The organism is Oceanimonas smirnovii ATCC BAA-899, assembly GCF_000381965.1.
Lineage (GTDB): Bacteria > Pseudomonadota > Gammaproteobacteria > Enterobacterales > Aeromonadaceae > Oceanimonas > Oceanimonas smirnovii.
In genome coordinates this window covers 177,601-203,110 of record NZ_KB908458.1, presented here as the reverse complement: position 1 = coordinate 203,110, position 25,510 = coordinate 177,601, and the positions used below count along the sequence as shown (strand labels likewise).

The 25,510-nt window shown below is 56.8% G+C and carries 26 protein-coding genes; 16 read left to right on the top strand and 10 right to left on the bottom strand.

All coding sequences use genetic code 11. The features are described from left to right. The first annotated feature begins 179 nt into the window (after positions 1-179). Entirely contained in the window at positions 180-1,712 is a 1,533-nt protein-coding gene (locus G364_RS0107845) for a TerC family protein (protein ID WP_026344774.1), read from the top strand. 112 nt (positions 1,713-1,824) lie between these two features. Here G364_RS0107845 and G364_RS0107840 read toward each other — a convergent pair whose 3' ends face one another. Together G364_RS0107840 and zntB are read right to left on the bottom strand one after the other, a co-directional pair. After that, positions 1,825-2,364, bottom strand: coding sequence for a glutathione peroxidase (locus G364_RS0107840; protein ID WP_019934596.1), 540 nt, complete (start codon positions 2,362-2,364; stop codon positions 1,825-1,827). A gap of 61 nt (positions 2,365-2,425) precedes the next feature. Further along, on the bottom strand, positions 2,426-3,388 hold the full coding sequence (gene zntB, locus G364_RS0107835) for a zinc transporter ZntB (RefSeq protein WP_019934595.1): 963 nt from the start codon (positions 3,386-3,388) through the stop codon (positions 2,426-2,428). Between the two features lie 135 nt (positions 3,389-3,523). On the opposite strand from zntB, the gene G364_RS0107830 reads away from it, so the two are divergent. From G364_RS0107830 to G364_RS0107815, 4 genes are all read left to right on the top strand, one after another. Then, positions 3,524-5,317, top strand: a complete 1,794-nt coding sequence (locus G364_RS0107830) for an ABCB family ABC transporter ATP-binding protein/permease (protein WP_051089268.1) — start codon at positions 3,524-3,526, stop codon at positions 5,315-5,317. Next, entirely contained in the window at positions 5,314-5,598 is a 285-nt protein-coding gene (locus G364_RS0107825; protein WP_019934593.1) for a DUF1294 domain-containing protein, read from the top strand. Before G364_RS0107830 ends, G364_RS0107825 begins: the two co-directional genes overlap by 4 nt. Positions 5,599-5,671: 73 nt before the next feature. Further along, positions 5,672-6,232 carry a DUF1415 domain-containing protein gene (locus tag G364_RS0107820; protein ID WP_019934592.1) on the top strand — a complete coding sequence of 187 codons (561 nt, stop codon included), beginning with the start codon at positions 5,672-5,674 and terminating at the stop codon, positions 6,230-6,232. A gap of 162 nt (positions 6,233-6,394) precedes the next feature. Then, entirely contained in the window at positions 6,395-6,853 is a 459-nt protein-coding gene (locus G364_RS0107815; protein WP_019934591.1) for a c-type cytochrome, read from the top strand. Between the two features lie 51 nt (positions 6,854-6,904). Here G364_RS0107815 and G364_RS0107810 read toward each other — a convergent pair whose 3' ends face one another. The 3 genes from G364_RS0107810 to G364_RS0107800 all read right to left on the bottom strand — a co-directional run bounded on the left by G364_RS0107810 (position 6,905) and on the right by G364_RS0107800 (position 8,791). Next, positions 6,905-7,579 (bottom strand): cytochrome b/b6 domain-containing protein, encoded by a 675-nt coding sequence (locus G364_RS0107810; protein WP_026344772.1) that lies wholly within the window; start codon positions 7,577-7,579, stop codon positions 6,905-6,907. A gap of 128 nt (positions 7,580-7,707) precedes the next feature. Next, complete coding sequence (locus tag G364_RS0107805; RefSeq protein WP_019934589.1) at positions 7,708-8,403, bottom strand: hypothetical protein; 696 nt, start codon at positions 8,401-8,403, stop codon at positions 7,708-7,710. 79 nt (positions 8,404-8,482) lie between these two features. Further along, positions 8,483-8,791: a DUF3634 family protein gene (locus G364_RS0107800; protein ID WP_019934588.1), complete on the bottom strand. Its 309-nt coding sequence runs from the start codon at positions 8,789-8,791 to the stop codon at positions 8,483-8,485. Between the two features lie 67 nt (positions 8,792-8,858). On the opposite strand from G364_RS0107800, the gene G364_RS0107795 reads away from it, so the two are divergent. From G364_RS0107795 to gltS, 4 genes are all read left to right on the top strand, one after another. Beyond that, positions 8,859-9,974 (top strand): endonuclease/exonuclease/phosphatase family protein, encoded by a 1,116-nt coding sequence (locus G364_RS0107795; protein WP_019934587.1) that lies wholly within the window; start codon positions 8,859-8,861, stop codon positions 9,972-9,974. 386 nt (positions 9,975-10,360) lie between these two features. Beyond that, positions 10,361-11,083: an IclR family transcriptional regulator gene (locus tag G364_RS0107790; RefSeq protein ID WP_019934586.1), complete on the top strand. Its 723-nt coding sequence runs from the start codon at positions 10,361-10,363 to the stop codon at positions 11,081-11,083. A gap of 21 nt (positions 11,084-11,104) precedes the next feature. Continuing rightward, the gene (hutG, locus tag G364_RS0107785) at positions 11,105-12,055 is read left to right on the top strand and encodes a formimidoylglutamase (RefSeq protein ID WP_019934585.1); all 951 of its coding nucleotides are present in this window, start codon (positions 11,105-11,107) and stop codon (positions 12,053-12,055) included. Positions 12,056-12,094: 39 nt separating this feature from the next. Beyond that, positions 12,095-13,303 carry a sodium/glutamate symporter gene (gltS, locus tag G364_RS0107780; RefSeq protein ID WP_019934584.1) on the top strand — a complete coding sequence of 403 codons (1,209 nt, stop codon included), beginning with the start codon at positions 12,095-12,097 and terminating at the stop codon, positions 13,301-13,303. Positions 13,304-13,364: 61 nt separating this feature from the next. On the opposite strand, the gene ftsZ is transcribed toward gltS, so the two are convergent. After that, positions 13,365-14,447, bottom strand: a complete 1,083-nt coding sequence (ftsZ, locus tag G364_RS16445; protein ID WP_019934583.1) for a cell division protein FtsZ — start codon at positions 14,445-14,447, stop codon at positions 13,365-13,367. 63 nt (positions 14,448-14,510) lie between these two features. Then, complete coding sequence (locus G364_RS0107770) at positions 14,511-15,473, bottom strand: helix-turn-helix transcriptional regulator (RefSeq protein ID WP_019934582.1); 963 nt, start codon at positions 15,471-15,473, stop codon at positions 14,511-14,513. A 262-nt stretch (positions 15,474-15,735) separates the two neighbouring features. Between G364_RS0107770 and G364_RS0107765 the strand changes: the two genes are divergently transcribed. Further along, on the top strand, positions 15,736-17,256 hold the full coding sequence (locus tag G364_RS0107765) for a M14 family zinc carboxypeptidase (protein ID WP_245541396.1): 1,521 nt from the start codon (positions 15,736-15,738) through the stop codon (positions 17,254-17,256). On the opposite strand, the gene G364_RS0107760 is transcribed toward G364_RS0107765, so the two are convergent. After that, complete coding sequence (locus G364_RS0107760) at positions 17,208-17,597, bottom strand: SirB2 family protein (protein WP_019934580.1); 390 nt, start codon at positions 17,595-17,597, stop codon at positions 17,208-17,210. The genes G364_RS0107765 and G364_RS0107760 overlap by 49 nt on opposite strands. 132 nt (positions 17,598-17,729) lie before the next feature. On the opposite strand from G364_RS0107760, the gene G364_RS0107755 reads away from it, so the two are divergent. Then, complete coding sequence (locus tag G364_RS0107755) at positions 17,730-18,167, top strand: DUF411 domain-containing protein (RefSeq protein WP_019934579.1); 438 nt, start codon at positions 17,730-17,732, stop codon at positions 18,165-18,167. On the opposite strand, the gene G364_RS0107750 is transcribed toward G364_RS0107755, so the two are convergent. Beyond that, positions 18,148-18,504 carry a DUF2500 domain-containing protein gene (locus G364_RS0107750; RefSeq protein WP_019934578.1) on the bottom strand — a complete coding sequence of 119 codons (357 nt, stop codon included), beginning with the start codon at positions 18,502-18,504 and terminating at the stop codon, positions 18,148-18,150. The two genes, G364_RS0107755 and G364_RS0107750, sit on opposite strands and share 20 nt — an antisense overlap. Before the next feature lie 65 nt (positions 18,505-18,569). On the opposite strand from G364_RS0107750, the gene G364_RS0107745 reads away from it, so the two are divergent. The 4 genes from G364_RS0107745 (at position 18,570) to G364_RS0107730 (ending at position 23,174) form a co-directional block, all read left to right on the top strand. Further along, a complete protein-coding gene (locus G364_RS0107745) occupies positions 18,570-20,342 on the top strand; it encodes an intermembrane phospholipid transport YdbH family protein (protein WP_019934577.1) in 1,773 nt (590 codons plus the stop codon). After that, the gene (locus tag G364_RS0107740; protein WP_019934576.1) at positions 20,339-20,521 is read left to right on the top strand and encodes a YnbE family lipoprotein; all 183 of its coding nucleotides are present in this window, start codon (positions 20,339-20,341) and stop codon (positions 20,519-20,521) included. Before G364_RS0107745 ends, G364_RS0107740 begins: the two co-directional genes overlap by 4 nt. A gap of 10 nt (positions 20,522-20,531) precedes the next feature. Beyond that, positions 20,532-20,846: a YdbL family probable chaperone protein gene (locus G364_RS0107735; protein ID WP_245541395.1), complete on the top strand. Its 315-nt coding sequence runs from the start codon at positions 20,532-20,534 to the stop codon at positions 20,844-20,846. Positions 20,847-20,993: 147 nt separating this feature from the next. Next, positions 20,994-23,174, top strand: coding sequence for a S9 family peptidase (locus tag G364_RS0107730; protein WP_083928707.1), 2,181 nt, complete (start codon positions 20,994-20,996; stop codon positions 23,172-23,174). A gap of 59 nt (positions 23,175-23,233) precedes the next feature. Here the strand turns inward: G364_RS0107730 and G364_RS0107725 are convergent, their stop codons facing one another. Beyond that, on the bottom strand, positions 23,234-24,577 hold the full coding sequence (locus tag G364_RS0107725; RefSeq protein ID WP_019934573.1) for a sodium-dependent transporter: 1,344 nt from the start codon (positions 24,575-24,577) through the stop codon (positions 23,234-23,236). A 310-nt stretch (positions 24,578-24,887) separates the two neighbouring features. On the opposite strand from G364_RS0107725, the gene fabR reads away from it, so the two are divergent. Continuing rightward, the gene (gene fabR, locus G364_RS0107720; protein ID WP_019934572.1) at positions 24,888-25,499 is read left to right on the top strand and encodes an HTH-type transcriptional repressor FabR; all 612 of its coding nucleotides are present in this window, start codon (positions 24,888-24,890) and stop codon (positions 25,497-25,499) included. Positions 25,500-25,510: the final 11 nt, after the last annotated feature.

Genomic DNA, 25,510 nt, shown 5'->3' with positions numbered 1-25,510 from the left:
TGCTCGCGAAGTTGCTTGCACCACACTGTTTCACATTCTTTTTCCCACTTTTCTCCGCTGTTTTTGGCACTCGCCATTTTACTCCGACCCTGCCGCCGTCATGGCTATACTGACTTTGCCGGTATGACGCGCGCTGTTTGCTGAACCGCACTACCACCTTCTCTGCTACGAGGTAAAACATGGAATTCCTGATGGATCCGTCTGTGTGGGCGGGCTTGCTGACACTGGTTATTCTTGAAATTGTACTGGGTATCGACAACCTGGTATTTATTGCCATTCTGGTCAAAAAACTGCCGCCTCATCAGCGCGAAAAAGCCCGGGTTATTGGCCTGACCCTGGCAATGGTCATGCGTCTGGGCTTGCTGAGTGTGGTGTCCTGGCTGGTAACGCTGACCACGCCGCTGGTCACTCTGGGCAGCTTCAGCTTCTCGGGACGGGATCTCATTCTGATGGCCGGAGGTCTGTTTTTGCTGTTCAAGGCCACTTCAGAGCTGCACGAGCGGCTGGAAGGCAGCATGCACGAAGAGGTAAAGAGCAATGTTTACGCCGGCTTTGGCGTGGTGATTGCCCAGATCCTGGTGCTGGATGCGGTGTTCTCGCTCGACTCCATTATTACCGCTGTGGGCATGGTGGATAACCTGGCAGTGATGATGATTGCCGTTGTGGTGGCCATGGCGGTGATGCTGGCGGCGTCCAAATCCCTGACCGACTTTGTGAACGCTCATCCCACGGTAGTGGTGCTGTGTCTGAGCTTCCTGCTGATGATTGGCTTCAGTCTGGTGGCGGAAGGCTTTGGCTTCCATATTCCCAAAGGCTATTTGTATGCTGCCATTGGTTTCTCGATTCTGATTGAGTTCTTTAACCAGCTGGCCCAGCGCAACAAAGTGCGCCAGGAGTCTCACCGGCCGCTGCGTGAACGCACTACTGATGCCATATTCCGGCTGATGGGCGGCAAGGACAAAACCGAAGACGAGACGGAAGAAACCCCCCAGCAAATTGAACAGCAGGGCTTTGTGGACGAAGAGCGCAATATGATAAGCGGTGTGCTGTCTTTGGCTGAGCGTTCCATTCGCACCGTGATGACGCCTCGCTCCGACATAGTGTGGCTGGACATTAACGACACCCGGGAAGAGCAGGTGGCAGAGCTGATGGCGTCTTCTCACAGCCAGTTTCCGGTGTGCGACGGCGAGCTGGATAATCTGCTGGGGGTGGTGCGGGCCAAGGATCTGATGGCCGGCCTGAAGGCCGGTAAAAACCTGGCTGAGCTGGCAGAAGGCAGTGTGCCCATTATTGTGCCCGACAGCATCAGCGTTATCCGCCTGCTTAACGTGCTGCGCGATGCCCGTGGCCATATGGTGCTGGTAAACGATGAGTTTGGTACCGTACAGGGCCTGGTCACGCCTCACGATCTGCTGGAAGCCATAGTGGGTGAGTTTCTGGATGAAGACGAAGACCCGGAAATCATTACCGAAGACAGTGGCTGGCTGGTAAAGGGGAGTACCGATCTGCACTATCTGGAGCAGGTGCTGTCTCGCCGGGGTCTGGTGGATCCTGAAGATGAATACGCCACCCTGGCCGGCCTGCTGCTGGCGCTGGCAGGACAACTACCGGAAGCTGGTGCCGTGTTTGAACATGAAGATCTGCGCTTTGAGGTAACGGAAGTGGAAGACTTCCGCATTGCTCAGGTGCGCATCACGCCGCTGGCGGCATAAGCCTTAAGCAAATAACAAGGGAGCACACTGTGCTCCCTTTTTTGTCTGTCTTTAGGATGGGCTCGAAGCGTGTCGGCGTAGGTAACCCTGCCGATGCTTCGCATTATGCTTCCTACAGCACCTGCTCAATTGCCGACTTCAGACGCTTGCTCTCGGGGCCGGTAATGCTGGAAAACACCTCGGTGACCCGGCCGTCTTTGTCGATCACGAATTTATAAAAATTCCAGCGGGGCTGCTTACCGCTCTGGCGGGTAATTTCCTTGAAAATGGGATGAGCCGAGTCGCCTTTCACGCCAATGGGGGCGGCCATATCAAAGGTAACGCCAAAGTTCTGAAAGCAGACTCTGGCGGCTTCTTCCTCGCTTTTGGCTTCCTGATTAAAATCGTTGGACGGAAAGCCCACCACCTTCAGGCCTTTATCCTTATATTGCTGATGCAGCGCCTCCAGCCCTTCAAACTGGCCGGTAAAGCCACAGTGGCTGGCGGTGTTCACCACCAGCATAGGCTGACCGGCAAACTGGCGCATATCCAGCATGGTGTCGGCATGCAGCCGGGGCAGCTGGTGCTCATAAAGGGCGGTGGTGTCAGGCTCTGCAGCGGTCGCCGCAGAGCAGAACAGGGCAGTACACAGAGTTCCGATCAGTCGTTTCATAACGGGCATCCTTTAACGTTCGGCAGTGCTACAAACAGACCTGCTGGCTGGCAAAAATGCTTCACCACCAGCGGTTGCGGTGCAGCCAGAACCCCAGGCCGCCACCCAGCGCCAGCAGGCTGATACAGAAAATCCAGAAGGCAGCGGGGCTGTCGGCACCGGGCATGCCTCCCAGGTTAATACCGAACAGGCCGGTGAGAAAACTGGCGGGCAAAAACATCAGCGCCATAATCGACATCTGATAGGCACGGTGATTAGTAGCCTCGGTCATCAGGTTATTGACTTCGTCCGCCAGCACGGCGGTGCGCGCCAGGCCGGCGTCGAGGTCGTCCAACCACCGCCGCAGGCGGTCGGCAATGTCGAGCAGGCGGCGGCGATCATCGTCGTTGAGCCAGCCGATTTTTTCGCTGGCCAGCCGGGCGATCAGATCCCGCTGGGGAGAAAGATAACGTCGTACCAAAATCATCTGTTTGCGAATGCGGCCCAGCCGGCTGTTAGTGGGCAGCTCACGCATCAGTATCTGCTCTTCCAGCTCCAGAATATGGTCGTGCAGGTCTTCCACAAACTCGCCGGCCCGGTCGGTGAGGGCGTCGCATATTTCCACCAGCCAGTCCCCAAGAGTGACGGGTTCGCCGGTATTGGCCAGTTGCTCATACACATCCTGCTCCGACAGCAGCGGCCGGTGCCGGCTGCTGATAATGAGCGAGGGCGTGATGTAGATGCGCAGGGCGACCATTTCTTCCGGGCTGTTGCCCTGGTTATGGTTAATGCCGCGCAGGGTAAGCAGCAGGTTGTCGCCCTGGCGCACCAGCTTGGGCCGGCTGCTCTGGCCCAGCAATGCCTCGCGGGCGGCCTCGCTGATCAGCTCCGTTTTTCGCAGCCAGCCAGCGCTCTCGGGCTGCTCGTAGTCCAGATGCAGCCACACCGGTGCCGCCGTGGTGGCCTGCTGATCCTGTAATGGCCTGAGACCGCCCTCAGCACTCAGCTGAAGACGATAAATGCACTTTTGCGGTAGCTGTTCCATCGGCTTCTCTCCCACTCACACCAAAGCACCAGCTTATAATATGGTGCTGCCAGGTTCATGCGAAACCTTTGCTTTCTTTCAGTCACTTCAATCCCATGTAAACTAGGCCCCATTGCTCACTTACCCGACTAAGATATGCGCCGAGGCTCGTACCACCCGGATATGGATGACGCCACCATCAATGTCCGTACCCTGAAAACCCTGGTTCCTTACCTGCTGGCCTGGAAGGGCCGCATTGCCTTGGCGCTGTTGTGCCTGGTGGCAGCCAAGCTGGCCAGCGTGGGCCTGCCCTTTATTCTCAAGCACATAGTGGATGGCATGGACACCGCCGTAAGCACGGTAGTGTCGCTGCCCCTTGGGCTGTTGCTGGCCTACGGCACGGTGCGCTTTGCCAATGTGCTGTTTGGGGAAATTCGCGACGCCCTGTTTGGCCGGGTCACCGAGCGGGCCATGCGCCGTATTGGCCTGAGCGTGTTTAATCACCTGCACCGGCTGGAGTTGGATTTTCACCTTAACCGCAGCACCGGCGGCCTGTCCCGCGATATAGAGCGGGGCGTGACCGGGGTGGGCTTCTTGCTGCGCTTTATGGTGTTCAATATTGTGCCCACTCTGCTGGAAATTGGCCTGGTTACGGCGCTGCTGCTGATCAACTACTCGGTGTGGTTTGCGCTGATTACTCTTGGGGCCGTGGTGGTGTATGTGGCTTGGTCGGTGGTGGCCACCGACTGGCGCACCCGCTATGTGCGCGCCGCCAACAAGGCCGACTCGCAAACCCACAGCCGGGCGGTGGACAGCCTGCTCAACTTTGAAACGGTCAAATACTTCAACAACGAGCAGTACGAGGCGGGCCGGTACGACGACGATCTGGCCGAGTGGGAGCAGGCCCGGCGCAATAACCGGCTCAGCCTGTTTGCGCTGAACGGCGGGCAGGCGCTGATCATTGCCGTGGCCATGACCGCCATGATGATACTGGCCGGCCAGCAAGTGGTGGCGGGCACCATGACCCTGGGCGACTTTGTGCTGATCAACGCCTTTATGATGCAGCTGTTTCTGCCGCTCAATTTTCTTGGCTTTGTGTACCGGGAGATGAAGGGGTCACTGGCCAACATTGAGCGTATGTTTGCGCTGCTGCGCCGCCAGCCGCAAATTACCGACGCGGATAACGCGCCTGAGCTTGAAGTCAGCCGGGGCGAAATCGAGTTTCGCCACGTCAGTTTTGGTTACCGCCCCGACCGGCAAATTCTGCATGATCTCAGCTTTACCCTGAGGCCACAACAGAAGCTGGCAGTGGTGGGGGCCAGCGGCTCGGGCAAGTCCACCCTGGTCAAGCTGCTGTTTCGGTTTTACGAGGTGGGCGAGGGCGCCATTCTTATCGACGGCCAGGACATACGGCGAGTGAGTCAGGCGTCCCTGCGCCGGGCTATCGGCATAGTGCCGCAAGATACGGTGCTGTTTAACGCCTCTATTTACGACAACATTCGTTATGGCCGCATCGACGCCAGCGAGGACGAGGTGAACGAGGCCATTCGCCTGGCTCACCTCGATGAGTTTATTGCCAAGTTGCCGGAAGGCAGCGCCACTCTGGTGGGGGAGCGAGGTCTTAAACTGAGTGGCGGCGAAAAACAGCGGGTGGCCATTGCCCGCACCATTTTAAAGCGGCCGCCCATTCTGGTGTTTGACGAGGCCACCTCGTCCCTCGACAGCCGCTCCGAGCGCAGCATATTGCAGGCCATTCGCGAGGTGTCCCGGGGCCAGAGCAGCCTGGTGATCGCCCACCGGCTGTCCACCATAGTGGACGCCGACCATATTCTGGTGATGCAGGACGGCCGCATCGCCGAGCAGGGCAGCCACGAGCAGTTGCTGGCCGCAGACGGCCTTTATGCCCAGCTGTGGCGGCTGCAGCAGAAACAAGAGGAGCAACCGGCATGATCAAGGTTTATCTGGGGCTGGCGCTCTGGTACCTGCTGCTCAGTCTGATCACGCTTGGGGTGTACTGGTGGGACAAGCGCGCCGCTATTCATGGTAACTGGCGGGTGCCCGAGCGCACTCTGCATATGCTGGCATTGCTGGGCGGCTGGCCCGGTGCCTGGCTGGGGCAATATTGGCTGCGTCATAAAACCCGCAAGGCGTCGTTTCGCATCATCTTCTGGCTGACGGTGCTGCTGAATCTGACGCTGCCGGTGCTGCTGTGGTGGGCGCGCTGGGAGTAGCAGTTAACCGCCGTGGCAACGCTATCGGTTATGATGGTGGCCGGTGCTAATACAACCAACAGGGAAACGAGTCATGCCGGAACAACAGCAGTATATAGAGCACACTGAAAACTGGGTGAAGCAGGTGATCATGAAATACAACCTGTGCCCCTTTGCCCGGCGGGAGGTGGAGCGGGCCAGCATTCGCTATGTGGTGGTGGAAGAGCACAAGCCGAAAGAGGTGCTGCAGGCGCTGCTGGCGGAATGCCGGCTGCTGGACGAGCAGCCGGAAACAGAAACCACTCTGGTGATCCTGCCCCGGGGTTTTGAGGGCTTTTACGCCTATCTGGATCTGGTTGACCTGGCGGATGAGCTGCTGTTTGAGCAGGGTTATGAAGGTAAATATCAGCTGGCCAGTTTTCACCCCGACTACTGTTTTGACGGCGAACCCCAGGATGACGCCGCCAACTACACCAACCGCTCACCCTATCCCACTCTGCACCTGATTCGTGAAGCCAGCATTGAAGCGGCACTGGCAGACTACGATGATCCCGAATCCATTCCCGAGCGTAATATTCACTTTGCCCGGCGCAAGGGCAGTGACTTTTTTGTTCAGTTGCTGGCGCAGTGCACGCAAACACCCAAAGCCAAATAAAAACGGCTTGTTATGCTGCCGCCAGCGCAGCCGGGTGTGTTTGCGGCATGCCGCGCGTTTTCCCGTTTTTAAGCTAGATCCCTGCTGGTGGGTGATATATCGTGGCTCTCTAATTAAAAATGGTGCCTTTTGAGCACTACCCAACCCCCAAGGAGCAAAGCCATGTTGAAGAAAGCACTCATTCTGAGTACCGGCCTGTTTGCCGCCTCTGTTTCTGCCCAGGCTGATCTGTTCAAGCCGGAAGATGCCGTTAAATATCGTCAGTCCCTGTATCAGGTGATGTCTGCTCAGGCGGGCGTGATTGGTGGTATGGCCAAGGGTGAAATCGACTTTGATGCTGCTGCTCTGCACCAGCGTGCCCTTAACCTGAGCCAGGCGGCGGGTCTGCTGGGTGAAACCTACTTTCCTGAAACCCGCGGCGTAGAGTCAAGCAACCTGCTGGACAAAGCCTGGGACGATATGGAAGGCATGCAGGCCAAGGGCAAGGACTTTGGCGATGCGCTGCAGAATCTGGTTAAGGTGTCCGGTGAGGAAGGCTTTGATCAGGCTGATGCCCGCAAGGCCGCCGGTGCTCTTTTCAAAACCTGTAAGGGTTGCCACGATAATTACCGCAAAGACTAAACTTATATTGCAGATATAACAACGCCGGGGCCTGCCCCGGCGTTGTTGTTATTACAGTCTGAACAGCGCCTCAACGGCACCCCAGGCAATGATGGCAGCAATGATAAAGCGTAGCCACGGAAAGCCGGTATGCCCGGGCAGCCGGTCGGCCACCCGCTCTGCCGGTGCCTGTTTGCGGCCGGTGATCATGGGGCCCACCAGATTTTCACCGCGTAACCGGTAAAGCAGCACAGCACACACATGCAGCCCCACCAATACCAGTATGCCCCAGTAAAACCAGCGTTTGTGCCAGCGGGTCATCTGCTCGGCAGTGTCACCGGTAACGTAGTCGTAAAGCGGGCCGGTATAGAAAATATCATCGGTGGCAAACAGGCCCGTACCTGCCTGCAGCAGCAAACCACCCAGCAGCACCAGTACCATAATGCCGCCCATGGGGTTGTGGCTCAGGTAAACGGGCTTTTGTGGTGTCAGGCTGGCGCGCAGATAGGCCACAATATGGCGGGGGTGATACACAAAGTGGCTGAAGCGGGCATAGGGAGTGCCTATAAAGCCCCAGATCACTCTATATAACACCAGGCTTATCAGGATTTGGGCAAACAACATGTGCTTGTCCATGTCTTCACCGGCGTAATACCACAGCAGCGCCATTAATACCGGCATACTCCAGTGAAACAAACGAATGGACCAGTCCCAGACCGGAACCGAAGATGAAGGGGGTGTACTCATAAACCATGATTCTCCGTGCAACCAGTTACCCGCCACCCGGGCAGATTGGTATGACCTTTTAGTACTGCAAAGGTGCCAAAATAAAATATCCCGGTAAAGACCGGGATAGCATTAATGGGAGGCAGGGTTTATTTGGCTTGTTCGGCCTGCTTTTCGCGTATTTCAGCCAGTGCCTGCTCCAGGCCCTGACGATACTGATTACGGGTAAGGGCGTTAATTTCCTGCCATTTGGCCTCGGGAGCAAAGTCGATGGTGGTCTCGGTGGCCACATCCCGGCCCTGCAGAGCAATCCAGCGCGGGTCATAGTCACGGGTTTGTTCGCTGTCCCATTGCAGCACCTGGTTCACAATGGCCTGCAGCCGGTCTGGGTTGCCCATGGAATGCGGACCAATACGCACGCCAAACTGTTTGTTCAGCTGGCTCACAGCGGCATGAGTGGTGTTATCACCGGATTTGTTGGCGTCGCTGCGGGCGCGCAGCTGTGCCACGTAATACCAGAAAGTGCCCTGATCTTCATAATCGTTGTCAAACATAATGGCCGACATCAGATACAGTACCGGCGGTGCATAGCTGTTGGGGTCTTGCAAAATGGTGTTAATGGTATCTGCCTTGCCGGCAGCAATATCATCCATGGCCTGCTGAGAACGGCTGACATCAATCCGGGCAAACTCACCTTTGGGAGTAACGGGCCCCTGCGGTGGTTGTTGCTCACTAGTTTGAGGTGTCTGTTTTTTGCTCTCGGTGTTGGCAGCGGTGTCTGAGTCGGGCTTGCCGGCACAGGCGGCCAGCAGCACACACAACAGAAGCGGACTAAGTTTTTTCATGGTTGAGTCTCTTGAGAAAGAATATATCCAGCAAAGCGGGAAACAGAATACAAGTCAAGGGTGAGACTCATCATGCTCCTCAAGGTTCAGTCTGGTGCGACTGCTTCTGCCAGAACAGATGAATATCCTGCCGGTAAGACGCCGGAATGCTGCGGGAGCAGGTTAATACCACTCTGCCACCCTTGTTCATGCCCCTTATGGTGCCTCTGAGGGTTTGAGCATCGGTAGCCAGCTGATGGCAGTGATGAAGCAGATATGAAGGCGGCTGTCCGCGCTTTACTTTAAGATGATCATTGCGAATGGTGATACAGAAGCTTTCCTGCCGCCGGCGCAGCAAATAAAGCAGCGCAAACAGCGAGGCCGAGGTTGCAGCCAGTGTGCCAAACATGGTTTTCTTCCCTGAAAACATTGAATACAAAATGATGACATTTTGAACGCTAAAGGCAATAACTCCCGTGCAAAAATTACGAATTGCCAGCTTTAATGTGGCGCTGGATCGCAGTTTTTCCGGTGCGCTGGCTGACGAGATAGCCGGAGCCGGCAGTGTTCAGCTGCACAACCTGGCGGCCATGGTACAGCAGGTGCGACCTGATATTTTGCTGCTGAATGAATTTGATCACGATGGCGAGGCGCGGCAGGCCGATCATCTCATTACTTTTGCCCGGAAATATCTTGCCGCCGGTGAGCAGGGCATGGATTACCCTTATTATTTTCTGGCACCGGTCAACACCGGACTGACCGGACCAAAAGCATTAAATGGCAGTGATGCCCCTGTGTTGCCGCAAGACGGGCTTGGTTTCGGTGCCTTTCATGGTCAGTACGGTTTCGCGGTATTATCCCGTTTTCCGCTGGATACTGACAAGTTGCGCAGTTTTCGCCGGTTTTTATGGAAAGATATGCCTTCTGCTCGATTGCCGGCGCTGAACGGCCAGTCCTACTATCCGCCTGACGTGCTGGCGTTTTTACCGCTGTCTTCCAAAAACCATATCGATCTGCCGGTGTGCCTGCCGCACGGGCGGCGGCTGCATTTGCTGGCCAGTCATCCGGCTCCGCCCATTGATGAAGGCCCGGAGCGGCGCAACAGCTGCCGTAATCACGATGAACTTCGGCTCTGGCATGATTATATTCGCCCGGGCAGGGCGGATTATCTGGTGGATGATAAAGGCAGCCGGGGTGGTCTTGAAGCCGGTGCCGACTTTGTGATTCTGGGAGATCTGAACGCGGATCCCAAGGATGGTAACGGTTTTCGCCGGGCCATTCGTTCATTGCTGGCAGATCCGGGGCTTAATCAGGAGGTCAGCCGGGGCCGGTTGCAGCCGGCATCACAAGGGGCGCGCCGGCTGCGGCCCTTTGAGCCTCGCCGGGGGCCGGCCCGGTTATGGACCCATGTTAATGGCCTGCGGCTGGATTATGTGTTGCCGTCTGTCCGGCTCAAGGCGCTGGCCAGCGGGGTTCACTGGCCAGCACCGGAGCAAGACGAGACGGGCTGGTTCTGGCGGAGCAATGGCAGGCCGGCCCGGCGCAGTCTTGGCTCGGATCACCGGCTGGTATGGGTGGATATCATGCCGTGATGTGAGTGTCTTCACGCTTTCACGGAGCGCGAAAGTAATAACGCGAGCAAGGTCAAACATTGGAAAGGCAATGCTGGGAAGCGCGTCTTTTTAGCGATTAAATGCTTTTCGAGACCCTAGATTGCTTTCGAAGCTTCAGTTTTTCGGGTTGGTGACCCGAAGAATCAGCTGAATTTCTTCATATCAGGGCAGGCCGTTCGGCCTGCCCTTTTTTTCGTCTGTTTTGTTGCTCTCCTGCCACGCTTTGTCCGGATCGGTACAGCTGTTTTATTTTTTCATATGTGCGGAATTAACCTGCTTAAATAAGCATTATTTCTCATATTTTGAGAATCTGATTTTACACAGGTCGCTTTTCGAGCGAAGGTCGCGCTCTTCAGGAGAACCCAATGGCTGAAAAAACACCCTCCCAGGATAAAACATTTGCGTTGTTGTCAGCGCTGGCAGTGGCTGCCGAACCCCTGACCGCCAAAACACTGGCAGAGCAGACCGGCCTGCCTCTTTCCAGTGTGTATCGTTACCTGAGCACCTTGTCGCGCTGGTCACTGGTGCAGGAACGGCAAAGCGGCTATTACGCTCCCGGCCCCATGGCGGTGCAGCTGGCAGCGGGCTTTGAACAGCACAACAGTATGCTCACCTGGGCCCGGCCGTTACTCAGTGAACTGGCGGTGCGTACCGGTGAGAGTGCCGCCCTGATGATGCTGTCCGGCCACCGGGCTCTGTGTGTGGAGATGATCGACAGCTCCCAGGCGCTGCGCTGCTGCTATCAGAAAGGCCAGTCTCAGCCATTGCGGCGGGGAGCCAGTGCCAAAGTGCTGCTGGCTTTTGCCGGCAACACGCTGCGCAATAGTGTACTGGCGAGCCTGGATGATGCCGAACAGGACCTCATGCTGGCAGAGCTGGCCAGGGTGCGAGAGCAGGGATACGCCGTATCAGAAGGTGAGCTGGATTCGACTATCTGGGGAGTCAGCGCACCGGTATTAAGCGGCCGGGATCACCTGCTGGGCGGCATCAGCCTGATGGCACCCGCTGAGCGGGTGGGCACCCTGGCCGGTCAGTGGATTCGCTGGACCTGTGAGGCGGCCCAGCGTCTGGGTGCCATGAGTTATTAATATAAAAAGCAGGAGTCAATCATGAAGCAAACCACCTACAAAACGGCTGATATGAATGTCTGGCAAGGCCGGACCGATACCGACGAAGGCCCGCTGGCACTGCGCTGGCATCAGCAGGTGCAGTCGTTGTTTGGTAATGCGCCGACCGGGGTGGCGTTGCTTGGCTTTTGCAGCGATGCCGGTGTGCGCCGGAATCAGGGTAACCCGGGTGCTGCTGCCGGTCCGAGGGCGTTGCGTTGTGCTGCTGCCAATCTGTCCTGGCATGGCAGCCGTCCTGTCTATGACGGCGGTGATGTTATTTGTCATGAAGATGAGCTGGAGAGTGCCCAGGCGATTTACGCCGAACAGGTGGCCCGTCTGCTGAATGAAGGTCACAAGGTGGTAGGCCTGGGCGGGGGACATGAAATTGCCTTTGGCAGCTTCAGCGGTCTGATGCAGCACCTGCAGGCGCAGGGTACCTTGCCCAAAGTGGGTATTATCAATTTTGATGCTCATCTGGATTTGCGTCGTTCCGCCCGGCCCAGCTCCGGTACTCCTTTTAACCAGTGTGCCCACTTGTGTGAGCAGCTGAATACGGCGTTTCACTACACCTGCATTGGTGTCAGCCGGTGCCATAACACGGCGGCGCTGTTTGAGCGTGCGGCCGAGCTCAATACCCGCATTGTCCACGATGAGCAGCTGCTCAGCTGGAATCCGATACCGCTGTTTGATGCGGTAGATATGGCACTGGCTGAAGCCGATGTGATTTATCTGACGATTTGTCTGGATGTCTTACCTGCCAGCCTGGCACCGGGCGTGAGTGCGCCGGCGGTGCGGGGCATGGATATGGGTCTGCTGGAGGCGGCGCTCGACCGCATTCTTGCCAGCAACAAGGTGATGATGGCGGATATTGCCGAGCTGAATCCGTCCCGTGATCACCAGTCACTCACGGCCCGTGTGGCCGCCCGCCTGCTGGCCCGCCTTGCCGGCTGATCAGCAGGCCCCTGAAAGCTGTATCAATAGGGATATGTTATGAATGTAATGACCTTCGATGTAATGACCACCACCACGCTGGCGGCGCTGTTGCTGATGCTGGGTATGTATCTGCAACGCCGTATTCCGGTGCTGCATCAGCTGTGCGTGCCGGCACCTGTGATTGGTGGTTTTGGTTTTGCGGTATTTGCCTGGCTGGCCCGGGACTGGGCACAGGTGGAGTTCAGGTTTGATCTGGCACTGCAAAGCCCGCTGATGATTGCATTTTTTGCCACCGTAGGTCTGGGCGGCAGCCTGGCACTGCTGAAAAAAGGCGGCAAGGTGCTGGGGGTGTATCTGGTGGCCTGCTGGGTGCTGGCCATTTTGCAGAACACCATTGGCATCAGTATGGCATCTGTATTGGGCGAGCATCCGCTGCTGGGTCTGATGGCCGGTGCCGTATCACTGGAAGGCGGCTTTGGCGCTGCCGCCGCTTTTGGTCCCGAGGCCGAGGCGCTGGGGGTAACCGGCGCCACTACGGCCGCGCTGGCGGCGGCTACCTTTGGTATGGTCGCCGGCGGTCTGCTGGGTGCGCCTGTGGCCCGTCTGCTGATCAAGCGCCACAAGGTGGCCATTGAGGCGGAGCAGGTACACGAGCTGGAAGCGCTGAAAGAGGCCGAAAAGCCCGGCCGGGAAACCGTCACCGGTACCCTGCTGCTGAAAAGCGTCACCCTGGTATTGTGCACCATGGTGGTGGGGCTGTGGCTGAGTGATAACCTGCGCGCCCATTTTGATGTGATTCTGCCCTCCTATGTGGGTGCCATGTTTGTGGCTATCATAATTCGTAATCTCAATGAGCTGATACGTCTGCTGCCCATTTCCGACAGTGCCAATACCCTGGTGGGGGATTTTTGTCTGGGTATTTTTCTGACCATGGCGATGATGTCGCTGAAGCTGTGGCAGCTGGCGGATTTGGGCGCAACCCTGATGATCATTCTGGCGGTGCAGACCCTGGCCATTATTCTGCTGGCCTACTTTGTGATGTTCCGGCTGATGGGCCGTAACTATGATGCTGCCGTGCTTTGTGCCGGCTTTGTGGGGCATGGTCTGGGTGCCACTCCCAATGCGGTGGCCAATATGGGTGCTGTGTGCGATCGTTATCGGGTTTTCTCCCACAAGGCCTTTATTGTGGCGCCTTTGTGTGGTGCCGTACTGATCGATATCGTGGCCATTCCGGCCATTACCTGGTGCCTGAACGTGTTTGGCTGAGTCCGGGTTTGAGCATTAAAAAAGGCCGGTGCATTGCGTCGGCCTTTTTTTGTACCTGAAATTATTGCTGGCGCTGGCGCAGAAACGCCGGAATATCCAGACCTTCCTGCAGCGGCTGTTCTGCTGGCTGGCCGGGCTGATGCTGAGGTTGCTGCACCGGCGCTATGGTTTCTTTTGGCGGCTGAATACCGGTGGCGATCATGGTGACCTGAATGCTGTCGGTTAAGTCCGGATCCAGGGTAATACCCGACACCACAGTGGCTTCTTCGCCCACACTTTCGGCTACGCGATCACCGATTTTCTGAAAATCATCCAGCCCGATATCCGCTGAGGCGACCACATTGAGCAGCACGCCCCGGGCGCGCTCCAGCTCTACTTTTTCCAGCAGCGGATTGTTCAGGGCCTGCAGGGTGGCTTCTTCCACCTTGTTTTCACCACTGGCCAGGCCAATGCCCATTACTGCCTTGCCCTGCTGGCTCATAATGGTGCGCACATCGGCAAAGTCGATGTTAATCAGGCCGGTCTGACCGATGATGTCGGCCAGGCCACGTACGGCATTCTGAATGACCTTGCTGCTCTCAGAAAACGCCTTCAGCAGTGGCGTGCGGGCACCCAGTACCCGCAGCAGATAGTCATTGGGCAATACCAGCAGGGCGTCGGTATGCTCGGCCAGGGTTTCCAGGCCGTGTTCCGCCGCCTGAGCGCGCTTTTTGCCTTCAAAGCCAAAGGGACGGGTAACGATGGCCACCGTCATTATGTTCATTTCCCGGGCCAGGCGCGCCACTACAGGAGCGGCACCGGTGCCGGTGCCACCGCCCATGCCGGCGGTAATAAAGCACAGATCCGCGCCTTGCAGACGGGCGCGGATCTCGTCTTCACTTTCCTCGGCGGCTTTGCGGCCGGTTTCCGCTTCGGCACCGGCACCCAGACCCCGGGTCAGCTCACGACCCAGCTGCAGAATTTCTACCCGGCTTTGTTGCAGGGCCTTGGCATCTGTGTTCATGGCCATGGTGCTGACATGGGCCGGTAACTGATGATCGGCCAGCAGGTTGACGGTGTTGCCGCCACAGCCGCCCACACCCACTACGCTGATGCGAATGGTGTCGCAGTCGGGTTCGGCGGGCTCAAAAAGGATCTGATCCATCCTGGTCTCCGTGAAAAAACAAAGGGCTGAACCAGTCAGCCCTTATCATCGGTGTGGGTGCCTTTATTTGGCGGACTTCAGTGATTCCGGGGCCAGTATTTCTACCTTGCCGGCCATATCGGTGAGCCATCGCCGGAATTCGGGCGAATCTTTCACATCGGTTTCTACCATCATGCTCTGCTTGTCATAACGGGTCAAACGCGGATTGTGACCCGGAATGGTGTCTTCCAGCAGCGGGCGGCCCGAGTTGGCAATGCGGCCAACAAAACGAATGGTTTCTGCCTCTTCCTGATAGCCTTTTTCCCGCACCAGTTTGTGGGTGCTGAACTCACGAGGCTGAGTAACCGGCCGGCTGGTCAGCTCCACATCCTTGATGTGCTCAAAGGGAATGCCGTAAATCTTCGGATCCATGTCGGTCATGGTGCACAGCAGCATGGTGCCGTCTTTGCGGCTGACAATGCCCAGCGGGTTAACCTGCTCATAGCGCAGCCACACGGTGCGGCCCTTGATCTGGCGCTTGATTTCGGCGGTAAACTTGCGGCCACGCCACAGGGCGTCGCGTATGGTGGTGGCGCGGCGCATTTCCGGACTGCCGGCAAAGGGCTTGGGCAGCTGTATCACGTTTTCCATCCAGCGACCGGCGAGCTCGCTCTGGCTGTCGTTAATAACCTGAGTCGCCTTGTCGATGATGGGCGTCAGTTCGGTCAGCACGCTGGCTGGCAGCAGGTCGGCGGCCTGGTCGTTCCAGGTCTTGAGTGCCATGGCCAGGCCCAGCGGCATAAAGTTGGCGAAGTCGTTCAAACCATTGCGTTCGAAACACCAGCCGTGGGGTTTGCTGCGATCATCGGAAGTCAGATCAAACAGGCCCATGCCCGACATTTCTTCCAGATCCCGCTGTACGGTCCGCAGGCTTACCTGAATTCCTTCTTCTTCCAGTTTTTCTTGCAGCTGGCGTGCGGTCAGCTTGTATGGACGGTAGGGAACACAGCGCGCCAGGGTCAGTTGTCTCAGCAGTTTCTTACTCATGGTTATGCCCTCTTGCTTGGGATGATTGTATCCTAGGCACAGGGTGTGACAAGTTTTGACGCACCTTTTTCATGAGCGAGTGTCGCCATTTTTCCACAGTTGCTGTTTTTCGGTCTGTTCCTGACGTTCTGCAGCGCTTGCTGCAATGTGATTTTAGAACTATAACCTTTTGATATTTATATAACTATTTGGGGTTTCTATGCGTCTTTTGTGGTTGCTGCTGTTCCTCTGGGGAAATCAGGGTTGGGCCGGATTGGAACCCTTGACGCCATTAAAGAAAGCAAATTATTTGTCGTTGCCCGACAGCCGCGACATTGACCACTACCTGTTTACCCTGGCCGAACACAACGATCGGTCTCATAGGGTTCACATTGGCACTTCTGCCGGCGGCCGTCCGGTTCATGCCCTGCTGATATCCTCTTCACCGGCCTTTCTGCAGCATTACCGGCCCGAGCCCGGCAAGGCCACAGTGCTGGTGCTGGCGGCCCAGCACGGTAATGAACCCGCCGGTGCCGAAGCGGTGCAGCAACTGGCACAGGAGCTGACTCTGGGCCGGCATAAGGTTTTGCTGGAGCGGCTGAATCTGGTGCTGGTGCCCATGGCCAACCCCGACGGCCGGGATTTATCCCGTCGGCACAATGCCAATAACGACAACACCAATATTGACTATGTGGCGCTGAACGCCGGCGAAACCCGGCTGCTGGTGAATGCGCTGCATACTTTTGATCCGGATCTGGTATACGACGCGCACGAGTCGGGCATCTGGAAACGGGTGCTGACCAGACAGCAGGGCTGGCTTACCGATGTGGAAGTGCAGTTCGAGGTGGGCAACAACCCTAATATCGATGCCCGCCTGCAGGATTATACCGCCGGCTATCTGCTGCCGGCGCTGATCCGCAAGGTCAGCGAAACCGGCGTCAGGGCCGAGGCCTACCGGGGGGAAATTACGCAGCTGGGGCAGCGGGTGGCCCGGGGTGGCCTGGGCATTACCAATCTGCGTAACTATGCGGCCATGCAGGGGCGGGTGTCTGTGCTGGTGGAAAGCCGGCTGGACAATAAAAGCGGCAGTTACGCCACGCCGCGCAATATTGCCGAGCGGGTTCGCAAGCAGTATCTGGCCCTGCTAAGCCTGCTGCAGCTGGCGGCCGACGACAGCCAGCGGCTGATGGCGGTGTCGCGGCAAGCTCAAGCACAGTGGCAGTCGGCCGGCGCGGATCGCTCCCTGAGCATGGATGTGCACTTTGCCCGTAATCATGCCAAGCCCGAGGTGAGGCTGCCACTGGTCAGACTCAGCAGCGGTGAGCGCCGTTATCATGAGTTTGTTAATTACAACGCCATCGTGGCCGGGGAGCAGGTATTGTTGCCGCCAGCCTATGCCATCACACGGGAACGTGAACGAATGGCTCGCTGGCTTGAACGGCATCATATTCGCTTTATGACGTTACGGGCACCCCAAGACGTCCGGGCCGAGCGCATCCTGATAGAGGCGCTGCAGCCACAGCCCAGAGCAAAACCGGGTGTCAGAGAAAAATGGCGGGTACAGGCGCGTACTGAAGCCGGTGAGCTGAGGCTGGGGCTGGGAGATATGCTGGTCCCCATGGATCAACCCCTGGGGCCGCTGGCGGCACTGATGCTGGATCCGCGCTCAGCCAATGCCCTGTATCAGGAAGCAGGCTGGCGCTGGCTGAAGCCGGGGCCGTTTCCGGTGTTTCCGGTTAACCCCGGCAACGCGCGTTACAGCACCAGCCAGGACAGTGGTGATTTGGTGACTGCCGCACCATAGATGTAGGCAAAAATAGCAATGGAAGCGAGCGCAGCCATCAGGCGCTGGCCGCGGGTTTTGCCGCGTTTGATGGCAATGGTGCCCACTATGATGTAGAGCACCAGGCCAATAATTTTGGCTGCCAGCCAGGGGCTGTTCTCAAGGGGGTTGAACTTAAGGCTGACCGCCAGCCAGATGCCAAATATCAGCAGCAGGGTGTCGTTGATATGAGGCAAAATCTTCAGCAGCTTGTTGTTGATGCGGGCGGGAGAGGGGACCGCCAGCCAGGCTCTCAGCATAAACAGCACTATGCTGATAATGGCAAACATCATGTGTGCATGCTTAAGGGCAAGATAAGACATATTGGCTCCGGAGTTATACTTTATAAAGTGGTAAGCATAACCGTTTGACGCCGGTCTGAATACCGACAACAGGCGACCCGAAGACCGAGCTTTGCTAGTCTGGTGGCGGGTCATTCAACACAGGAAAGCATGATGAAAAAAAGCTTGATGAGTCTGGCACTGCTGCTGGCCGGGCCTGCGCTGGCAGCACCTGCAGCACTTCCTTCGGTTACCGTATACAAGTCACCTACCTGTGGCTGCTGTGAAGACTGGGTAGAGCACATGCGCGAGTCCGGCTTTGACGTGACCAGCGTAGACACCAATTATATGGAATCGGTGAAGGTGCGGGCCGGTGTCAAACCGTCTTTGGCGTCCTGCCACACCGCTCAGGTTGGTGGCTATGTGATTGAAGGGCATGTGCCGGCACATGATGTAAAGCAGCTGCTGCAGAACCAGCCAGAGCATCGCGGCCTGACCATTCCGGGCATGCCCCAGAGTGCACCGGGCATGGATATTCCCGGCACCCCCTATGAAGTACTGAGTTTTGACGCACAGGGCAACACAGCGGTATTCAGTCGCTATCCTGGCTAGTGTCGTCGGGCTCAAAGGCAATAAAGCGCCGGCCCCGGAACACCAGGGTGCCGGTGCTGTTCAGCAGCAGCTGCTCATAGAGATGCTCGCTTACTTGAAATTCCTGTTCCTGGTCTCCCGGGCGCGCCCGGAAGCTGACATAGAACTGTTGTCGCTGAGCCGGCAGTTCAGTTTCCTCCTTGGAGGTGCGCCCCATAAACTGCTTTATATGCTTGCCACTGACCGTAACCCTGATGCTGTGCTCAGGCTGAGTATGATCATAAAAGCGCTGATAAAGCCGCCTTCCGAGCACCAAAAAAGCAATCACGACAATGCCCCAAAGCACCAATTTATCCATTTACGGTTTCCCCCTGTTACTGGATTTAGCTTAAGAGCTGAGCGGAGTAGTGCAAGGAGTTTGGCATGATGAAATGGCTGTTGCCGGTTTTATTGCTGAGTTTACCTGCGGCGGCGGCTTTGCCCGCCGGCATTGAACTGACGGCGCAGATGGAACGAGCAGTAGTACCAGCCTGCCCTAAAGAACAGGCTCACTCACTCAGGCTGCACTGGCACAATGGTAAAGTCACCGGCACGCTGGCATATCTGGGTCTGGATCTGGGGTGTTCCCGTAGTGGTAATACCGGCGCACAAGGTGAAGGAGATGCCCTTTCTGTGCTGCTGACCCTGCCGCCGGTCGATTTTGCCATTGATCAGTTAACGCTGCATTTACCTGGCCGGACCCTTAATGGTCCGGCCAGGTTGCGCCATCATAATGGCGACATCATGATTGACTGGCAGGCTGAAGGCAGCCCGCTTGCTATCGTGTTGACGCCGGATCAGGGCGGCTGGCGCTGGCGCGGTATCCTGCCCGGCAGCCTGCTACTGCCGGCACTGAAACAGCCGGTGAGTATGCAGGGCAGCTGGCAGCCCGGGCAAGGGCTGCGGTTGAATGCAGAGACGGGGTTGCCTGCCCCGCTGAGCGGCCGGCTGCAACTGGACGCACAGCTGCATACCGGTGAGGATGGCTGGTTTTGGGATCCCGGCTCACGGTTGCATATAAACCGGCTCAACTGGCAGCACTTGCAGCTCGACGAGCTGATGCTGCAGCCTGCGGCCGCTTTGCCCCTGGGCGGTATTGGCCGGTGGGAGCTGAGCTGGCAGGGCGGCCGCTGGCAACAGCAGGCACTGCCCCGGGCACAGCTGGCTTTGCAGCTTAACAGTTATGAACACGGCAGCGCGGAACTGATATTGTCACCGCAGTTGCAAGTAAAGGCTAACTGGCGCTGGCAGCAGGGGCTGGCCCTTGAGCTGCCTGAACAGAGGTTGTCGCTGGCCGCTGGCCTGGCCTGGCTGAACCGCTGGCTGGCGCTGCCCGATGTAGACGTGGAGCAAGGGCAACTGGTATTGGCGCTGCAATCAGCCAATGTACTGAGTGCTGCTCAGCCGCTGATATTACTGGCGCGGCTTGAAGATGGCCGGCTGAGCCGGGGAGAGCTGAGCGCCACTGGCGTGAGCGGCCAGCTCGCTGGTCGCTGGCAGCAGGGACGGCTGAGGCTGAATGCCGGCAGCGGTCTGACCATAGAGGCGTTGAGTACCGGTGTGCCCGTCACTAATATTCACGCTGCGTTAAGCTGGCGTAATAACAGGCCCTGGCTGTCAGGGCTTACCGCCAATGTGCTGGAAGGCCGGCTGGCACTGTCGCCAATGCCATTAAGTGCTCACTTACAGGGCGAGCTGCATATTCAGGATGTATCGCTGGCCAGCCTGCTGAATTTGACCACAGTGTCGGGACTGACCGGTGACGGCCGTTTGCATGGCCGGCTGCCCTTTGTATTTGATGGTGCTGTCAGTGTTCATAACGGTCGTCTCTGGAGCCATAACGGCTGGGTGTCTTATCAGGCCGGTGAGGCGCTGCGTGATTCTGCCGCAGACAATATGTCGTTAGCGCTTACCCTGGGCATGCTGGAAGATTTACGTTACCAGCGTCTTAGCGCCGACATGACCATGGCTGTTGACGGTGAGGCGGTGATCATGACGCGGTTGCAGGGCCGGGCTCCGGTAGGCGAGCGAATGCACCCGGTTAACTTCAATTACCGCCATCAGGAAAACCTGTTACAGTTGCTGCAGAGCCTGCGCTTTGCCGAAGATCTCAGTGAGCGGCTGCCGGCGCAGTGGCAAGGGGGTAAGGAACAATGAAACAAACCGCTATGGTGCTGGCAGTGTTGCTGCTGGGTGCCTGCACACCCAGGGTGGAAGTCATGGTTCCCGACAAGCCCATTACCGTGAATTTAAATGTGAAGGTAGATCACGAGATTCGGGTGCGGGTAGATCGGGAGCTGGAAAAACTGTTTGAACAAGAGCAGGAACTGTTCTGAGGAGACTGATATGAGATGGTTGGCTATGATTCTGGCAGCAACTCTCAGCCTGTCGGCCTGGGCACTGGATCTGCAGCAGGCTAAACAGCAGGGGCTGATTGGTGAACAGGTAAATGGTCTGGTGGGTGCGGTGCAAGGTGGTGCTCAGGTGAGCGCCATTGTGAATGACATTAACCGCAAGCGGCTCGACAGCTACCGGGATATTGCTCAAAAAACCGGCACCAGTCTGACGATAGTGCAAAGCCGTGCCGGTCAGCTGAATATTGATCGCACCCCTCCGGGCCAGTATGTGCAGCTGGCTGACGGTCGCTGGCAACGTAAGTAATCACTTCTCCCTTGGAGGCTGCGGTTGCGGCCTCATTTGACTTTATTTTTCGTTTTATTTGGCATTTTTCACCGGTTTTGCTGGCTGCTGTGGCACTTCGTGAGTAATATTTGATGGTTTTTTGAGCAGGTGTGCCGGAGGTGATGCATGGGGAATAGGGCAGGGCTTTGCCTGATGTTAGCATGGGTGCTGTGTACCCTATCCTATGCCAAAGGAGCCGACGTGCAGCTGCAACCGCCTGTCGCCAGAAAAATTCCCCATGTGCTCAGTCATCATGATGATATTCGTGTAGACAATTATCATTGGCTGCGCGATGACCAGCGTGAAGATCCTGAAGTGATTCAGTATCTTGAGCAGGAAAATCGCTATAGTGAGCGTGTGCTCACTCCGCTTAATGATCTTCAGCAAAGCCTGTTTCAGGAAATGGTGGCGCGGGTACGGCAGGATGATAACACTGTCCCTTATTTCAAGCAGGGCTGGTGGTATCGTACCCGCTATCAGCAAGGGCAGGAATATGGCATTACCGAGCGTTATCCTGATGGCCGGCCCGAGCAGATTGAAGTGTTGCTGGACGGCAACCAGCGGGCAGACGGTAAAGCGTATTATGATCAGGGCCAGATGGCGGTCAGCCCGGATCAGCAGACCCTGGCCTTTTCGGAAGATTTTATTTCCCGCCGCCAGTATCAGATCCGTTTCAAATCGCTGCAAACCGGTGAGCTTTATGACGAAGTGCTGGAAAATACCTCGGGCAATCTGGTGTGGGCCAACGACGGCAAAACTCTGTTTTATGTGAAACAGGATGAAGGTACCCTGCTGCCGTTTCAGGTATACCGCCACCGCCTTGGCACCGAACAGAGCCAGGATGTGCTGGTGTATGAAGAGCCCGACAGCGGCTTTTATACCAGCCTCTACAAGAGCCGTTCGGGAGATTATATTGTGATTGGCGGCTGGAACACCGATGCCAGCGAGCTGCGTATTATTCCCTCCGACAATCCCGCTGCCGCGCCTCAGTTATTCTGGCCCCGGCAGCATGGTCATGAATATGATCTGGACCATTATGATGGCCGCTTCTATGTACGCTCCAACAAAGACGGTGCCAACTTTGGCTTGTATGTGACCGACAGGGTCAGCGAGCCGAATGAGTGGCAGCCGTTGATTCCTGCCCGTGCCGATGTGCTGCTGGAAGGTTTTGCTCTGTTTCGCGACTGGCTGGTGCTGGAAGAGCGCAGTGAAGGCCTGCTGCACCTGCGTCAGGTGAACAGACATAATAATACCGAACACCAAATCGCCTTTGATGATCCTGCCTATGTCAGCTGGCTGGGCACCAATCCGGAAGCCGATACGCCCTGGCTGCGTTATGGCTATGCTTCCATGACCCGGCCATCTACCGTGTATGAAGTAAACATGGATACCGGTGAGCGGCGGGAGCTGAAACAGCAATATGTGGGCGAGCAGTTCAATGCTGCCGACTACCGCAGTGAGCGGTTGTGGGTGAACGCCCGGGACGGCACCAAAGTGCCGGTCTCGCTGGTATATCGGGCTGATTCGTTTAAGCGCGATGGCAGTAATCCGCTGCTGGTATATGCCTACGGCTCTTACGGTGCCAGTATGGATCCGGACTTCAGCAGCGCTCGTTTAAGCCTGCTGGACCGGGGTTTTGTGTATGCCATTGCCCATGTGCGTGGGGGAGAGGAGCTGGGCCGGGACTGGTATGACCAGGGCCGGCTGATGAGCAAGCAGAACACCTTTAATGATTTTATTGATGTGACCCGCGCTCTGGTGCAGCAAGGTTACGGTGATGAGCACAGAGTATTTGCCTCTGGCGGCAGTGCCGGCGGTCTGCTGGTGGGAGCGGTGGTAAATATGGCCCCTGAGCTGTATAGGGGCGTGGTTGCCGTGGTGCCCTTTGTGGATGTGGTAACCACCATGCTGGATGAGTCTATTCCGCTGACCACCGGCGAATACGGTGAATGGGGTAACCCCAACCAGGCTGATGCCTATCACTATATGAAGTCTTACAGCCCTTATGATCAGGTAAAACCCCAGGCGTACCCGCACATGCTGGTGACAACCGGTTTACACGACTCTCAGGTGCAATACTGGGAGCCAGCCAAGTGGGTGGCCAAGCTGCGTGAGATGAAAACCGACGATAACCTGCTGCTGCTGCATTGTGATATGGACAGCGGCCACGGCGGCAAGTCAGGCCGGTTTGAGGCTTATCATGAACTGGCCCGGGAATACGCTTTTTTGCTGGCCCTGGCCGATGAAGAGCAGAGCACTCGCCTGGCCGCCGGCCCGAGTGCCCCACAAGATCGGGAAACCCGTTAACCGGGTTAATAAAGAAGGGCCGCATTGCGGCCCTTTGTGTTTGAACAGTGGTGAAAGGATCAGCCACCGATGGACTGAATAATCACCACCAGTACCAGCACCGGGCACACAAAGCGTACATACCAGGGCCAGATTTTCCAGAACAGACCTTGCTCTACATCAGGGCAGCCGGCTTTGAGCTCTGCCAGCACCTTGTTGCGCTGCCATACCCAGCCGGCATAAAGGGTGATGCACAGGCTGACCAGAGGCTGAGCATATTGGGTGGTAGCGGTGATCACCAGGCCAAACAGGCTGCCGAAGTTAAACACAATAATAATGCTGATCAGAGTACAGAGTGCGGTCATCAGCCAGGTGGCCTTGATGCGGGACATGCCGGTGCTTTCTATGGTCAGGGACACCGGCGCTTCCAGCATGGAAATGGAGGAGGTCAGTGCCGCCACTATCATCAGCAAAAAGAAAGCAAAGGCAATCAGATGCTGGGCCTGACCCATGGTTTCAAACAATGCCGGCAGCACAGAGAACACCAGGGTATCGGAGCTGAGCAGGCTGCCATCGTCGGCAAAAATCGCCACGCCATTATGCTGGGCCACATACATGGCCGGCAAAATCAGCAGGCCAGCCAAAAACGCCACGCTGGTATCAAGCAGAGTCACCTGAGCGGCCAGCGCCGGAATGCTGGACTGACGGCTGAGGTAGGAGCCGTACAGCATCATGACGGCTGCCCCCAGCGACAATGAGAAAAAGCTCTGGCCCAGTGCACCGATCAGCACATCCCGGTTCAGCACCCGGGAAAAGTCCGGAACCAGATAGGCGTGCAGACCTTCACCTGCACCGTCCTGAGTGAGCATATAAGCAGTCAGTGCAATCAGCATCAGCAGCAGCAGCGGCATCAGCCGGCTCGACCATTTTTCAATGCCCTGCTCCAGCCCTCTGCTCACCACATACAGGCTGAGCAGAGCAAACATAAGCGTGAACACAAGGTTACGGGAGGTAGAAAAAGCGGTAAGCCAGTCTCCTTTCATGCCCAGCATGTTGCTCAGCGGATCCAGCGCATAGGCAATAAACCAACCGGATACAATGGCATAGAAGGTAAAGATTAAGCTGACCGTAACGACTGCCGCCAGCCCCACCAGGCCGGCAATGGCCCTGCCCGAGCGGTTGCCGGTGAGCTTTTGCAGTGCATGAAAAGGACCGGCCTGACCGTGGCGGCCTATGGTAATTTCTGCCACCAGCATGGGGTATCCCAGCAGCAATATCATCAGCAGATATACCAGCAAAAAAGCACCGCCACCATTACTGGCGGCCTGAGTGGGAAAGCCCCAGATGTTTCCTACGCCAATCGCCGAACCGGCGGCGGCCATGACAAATCCCAGCTTGCTGCTGAATTGCGCCCTTGCACTCACGTCTGCTTGCTCCTGATGGGTGTAAACTAAAGCGTACACTTCACTTCAATAGAAAATTGCGAAAACTATGGAGTTTTGCAGAGTTTTTGTCAAAGAAAACTCTGGCACTTAGGGTTACATAGTGATCAGGGCGCTATCGAAAGCCAAACATCATGAAATGATTAAAATTGAGGCGGCGAAAGAGGGTTTACGCTCACTGTGCTCATCCATCGACATTGGCGCGAATAGTCACAAATTCAGCCACTGGGGCTGACTGCTCTGCTACAAACAGGGTATGATCGGTCCACTAAAGTTTTGAGTCTGGTGTGTCGTGGGCGTTCGCGCGCAGCAAAAAGAAAAAACCCGTCGGTCTCTGGTTGAAGCGGCCTTTCGACAGTTAAGTGCCGAGCGAAGCTTTTCCGGTCTCAGCTTACGAGAAGTTGCCCGGGAGGCCGGGCTTGCACCCACTTCTTTCTATCGTCATTTTAAAGACATGGAAGAGCTGGGGCTGACCCTGGTAGATGAAGGCGGATTGACCCTGCGTCAGCTGATGCGGCAAGCCCGTCAGCGTATTGCCGACGGGGGCAGCGTTATACAAATCTCGGTAAAAACCTTTATGGAATTTATCGACAACAGTCCTGATGTGTTCCGTCTGTTACTGCGGGAGCGATCGGGCACTTCTGCAGCTTTTCGTCAGGCGGTGGCGCGGGAGATTCAGCATTTTACCGCTGAACTGACCGACTACCTCGAAGAAAAGCAGAAGACCAGCCGTGATTATGCTGAGGCTCAGGCCCAGGCCATGGTCACTTTGGTGTTCAGTGCCGGTGCCGATGCACTGGATATGAACGAAGATGAGCGTGCCGTGCTGGCGGAACGCATGATTCTGCAGCTGCGCATGATCGCCAAGGGCGCAGATGCATATAATAAAGCAAAACGGCTCTAGGCCTAAATCAG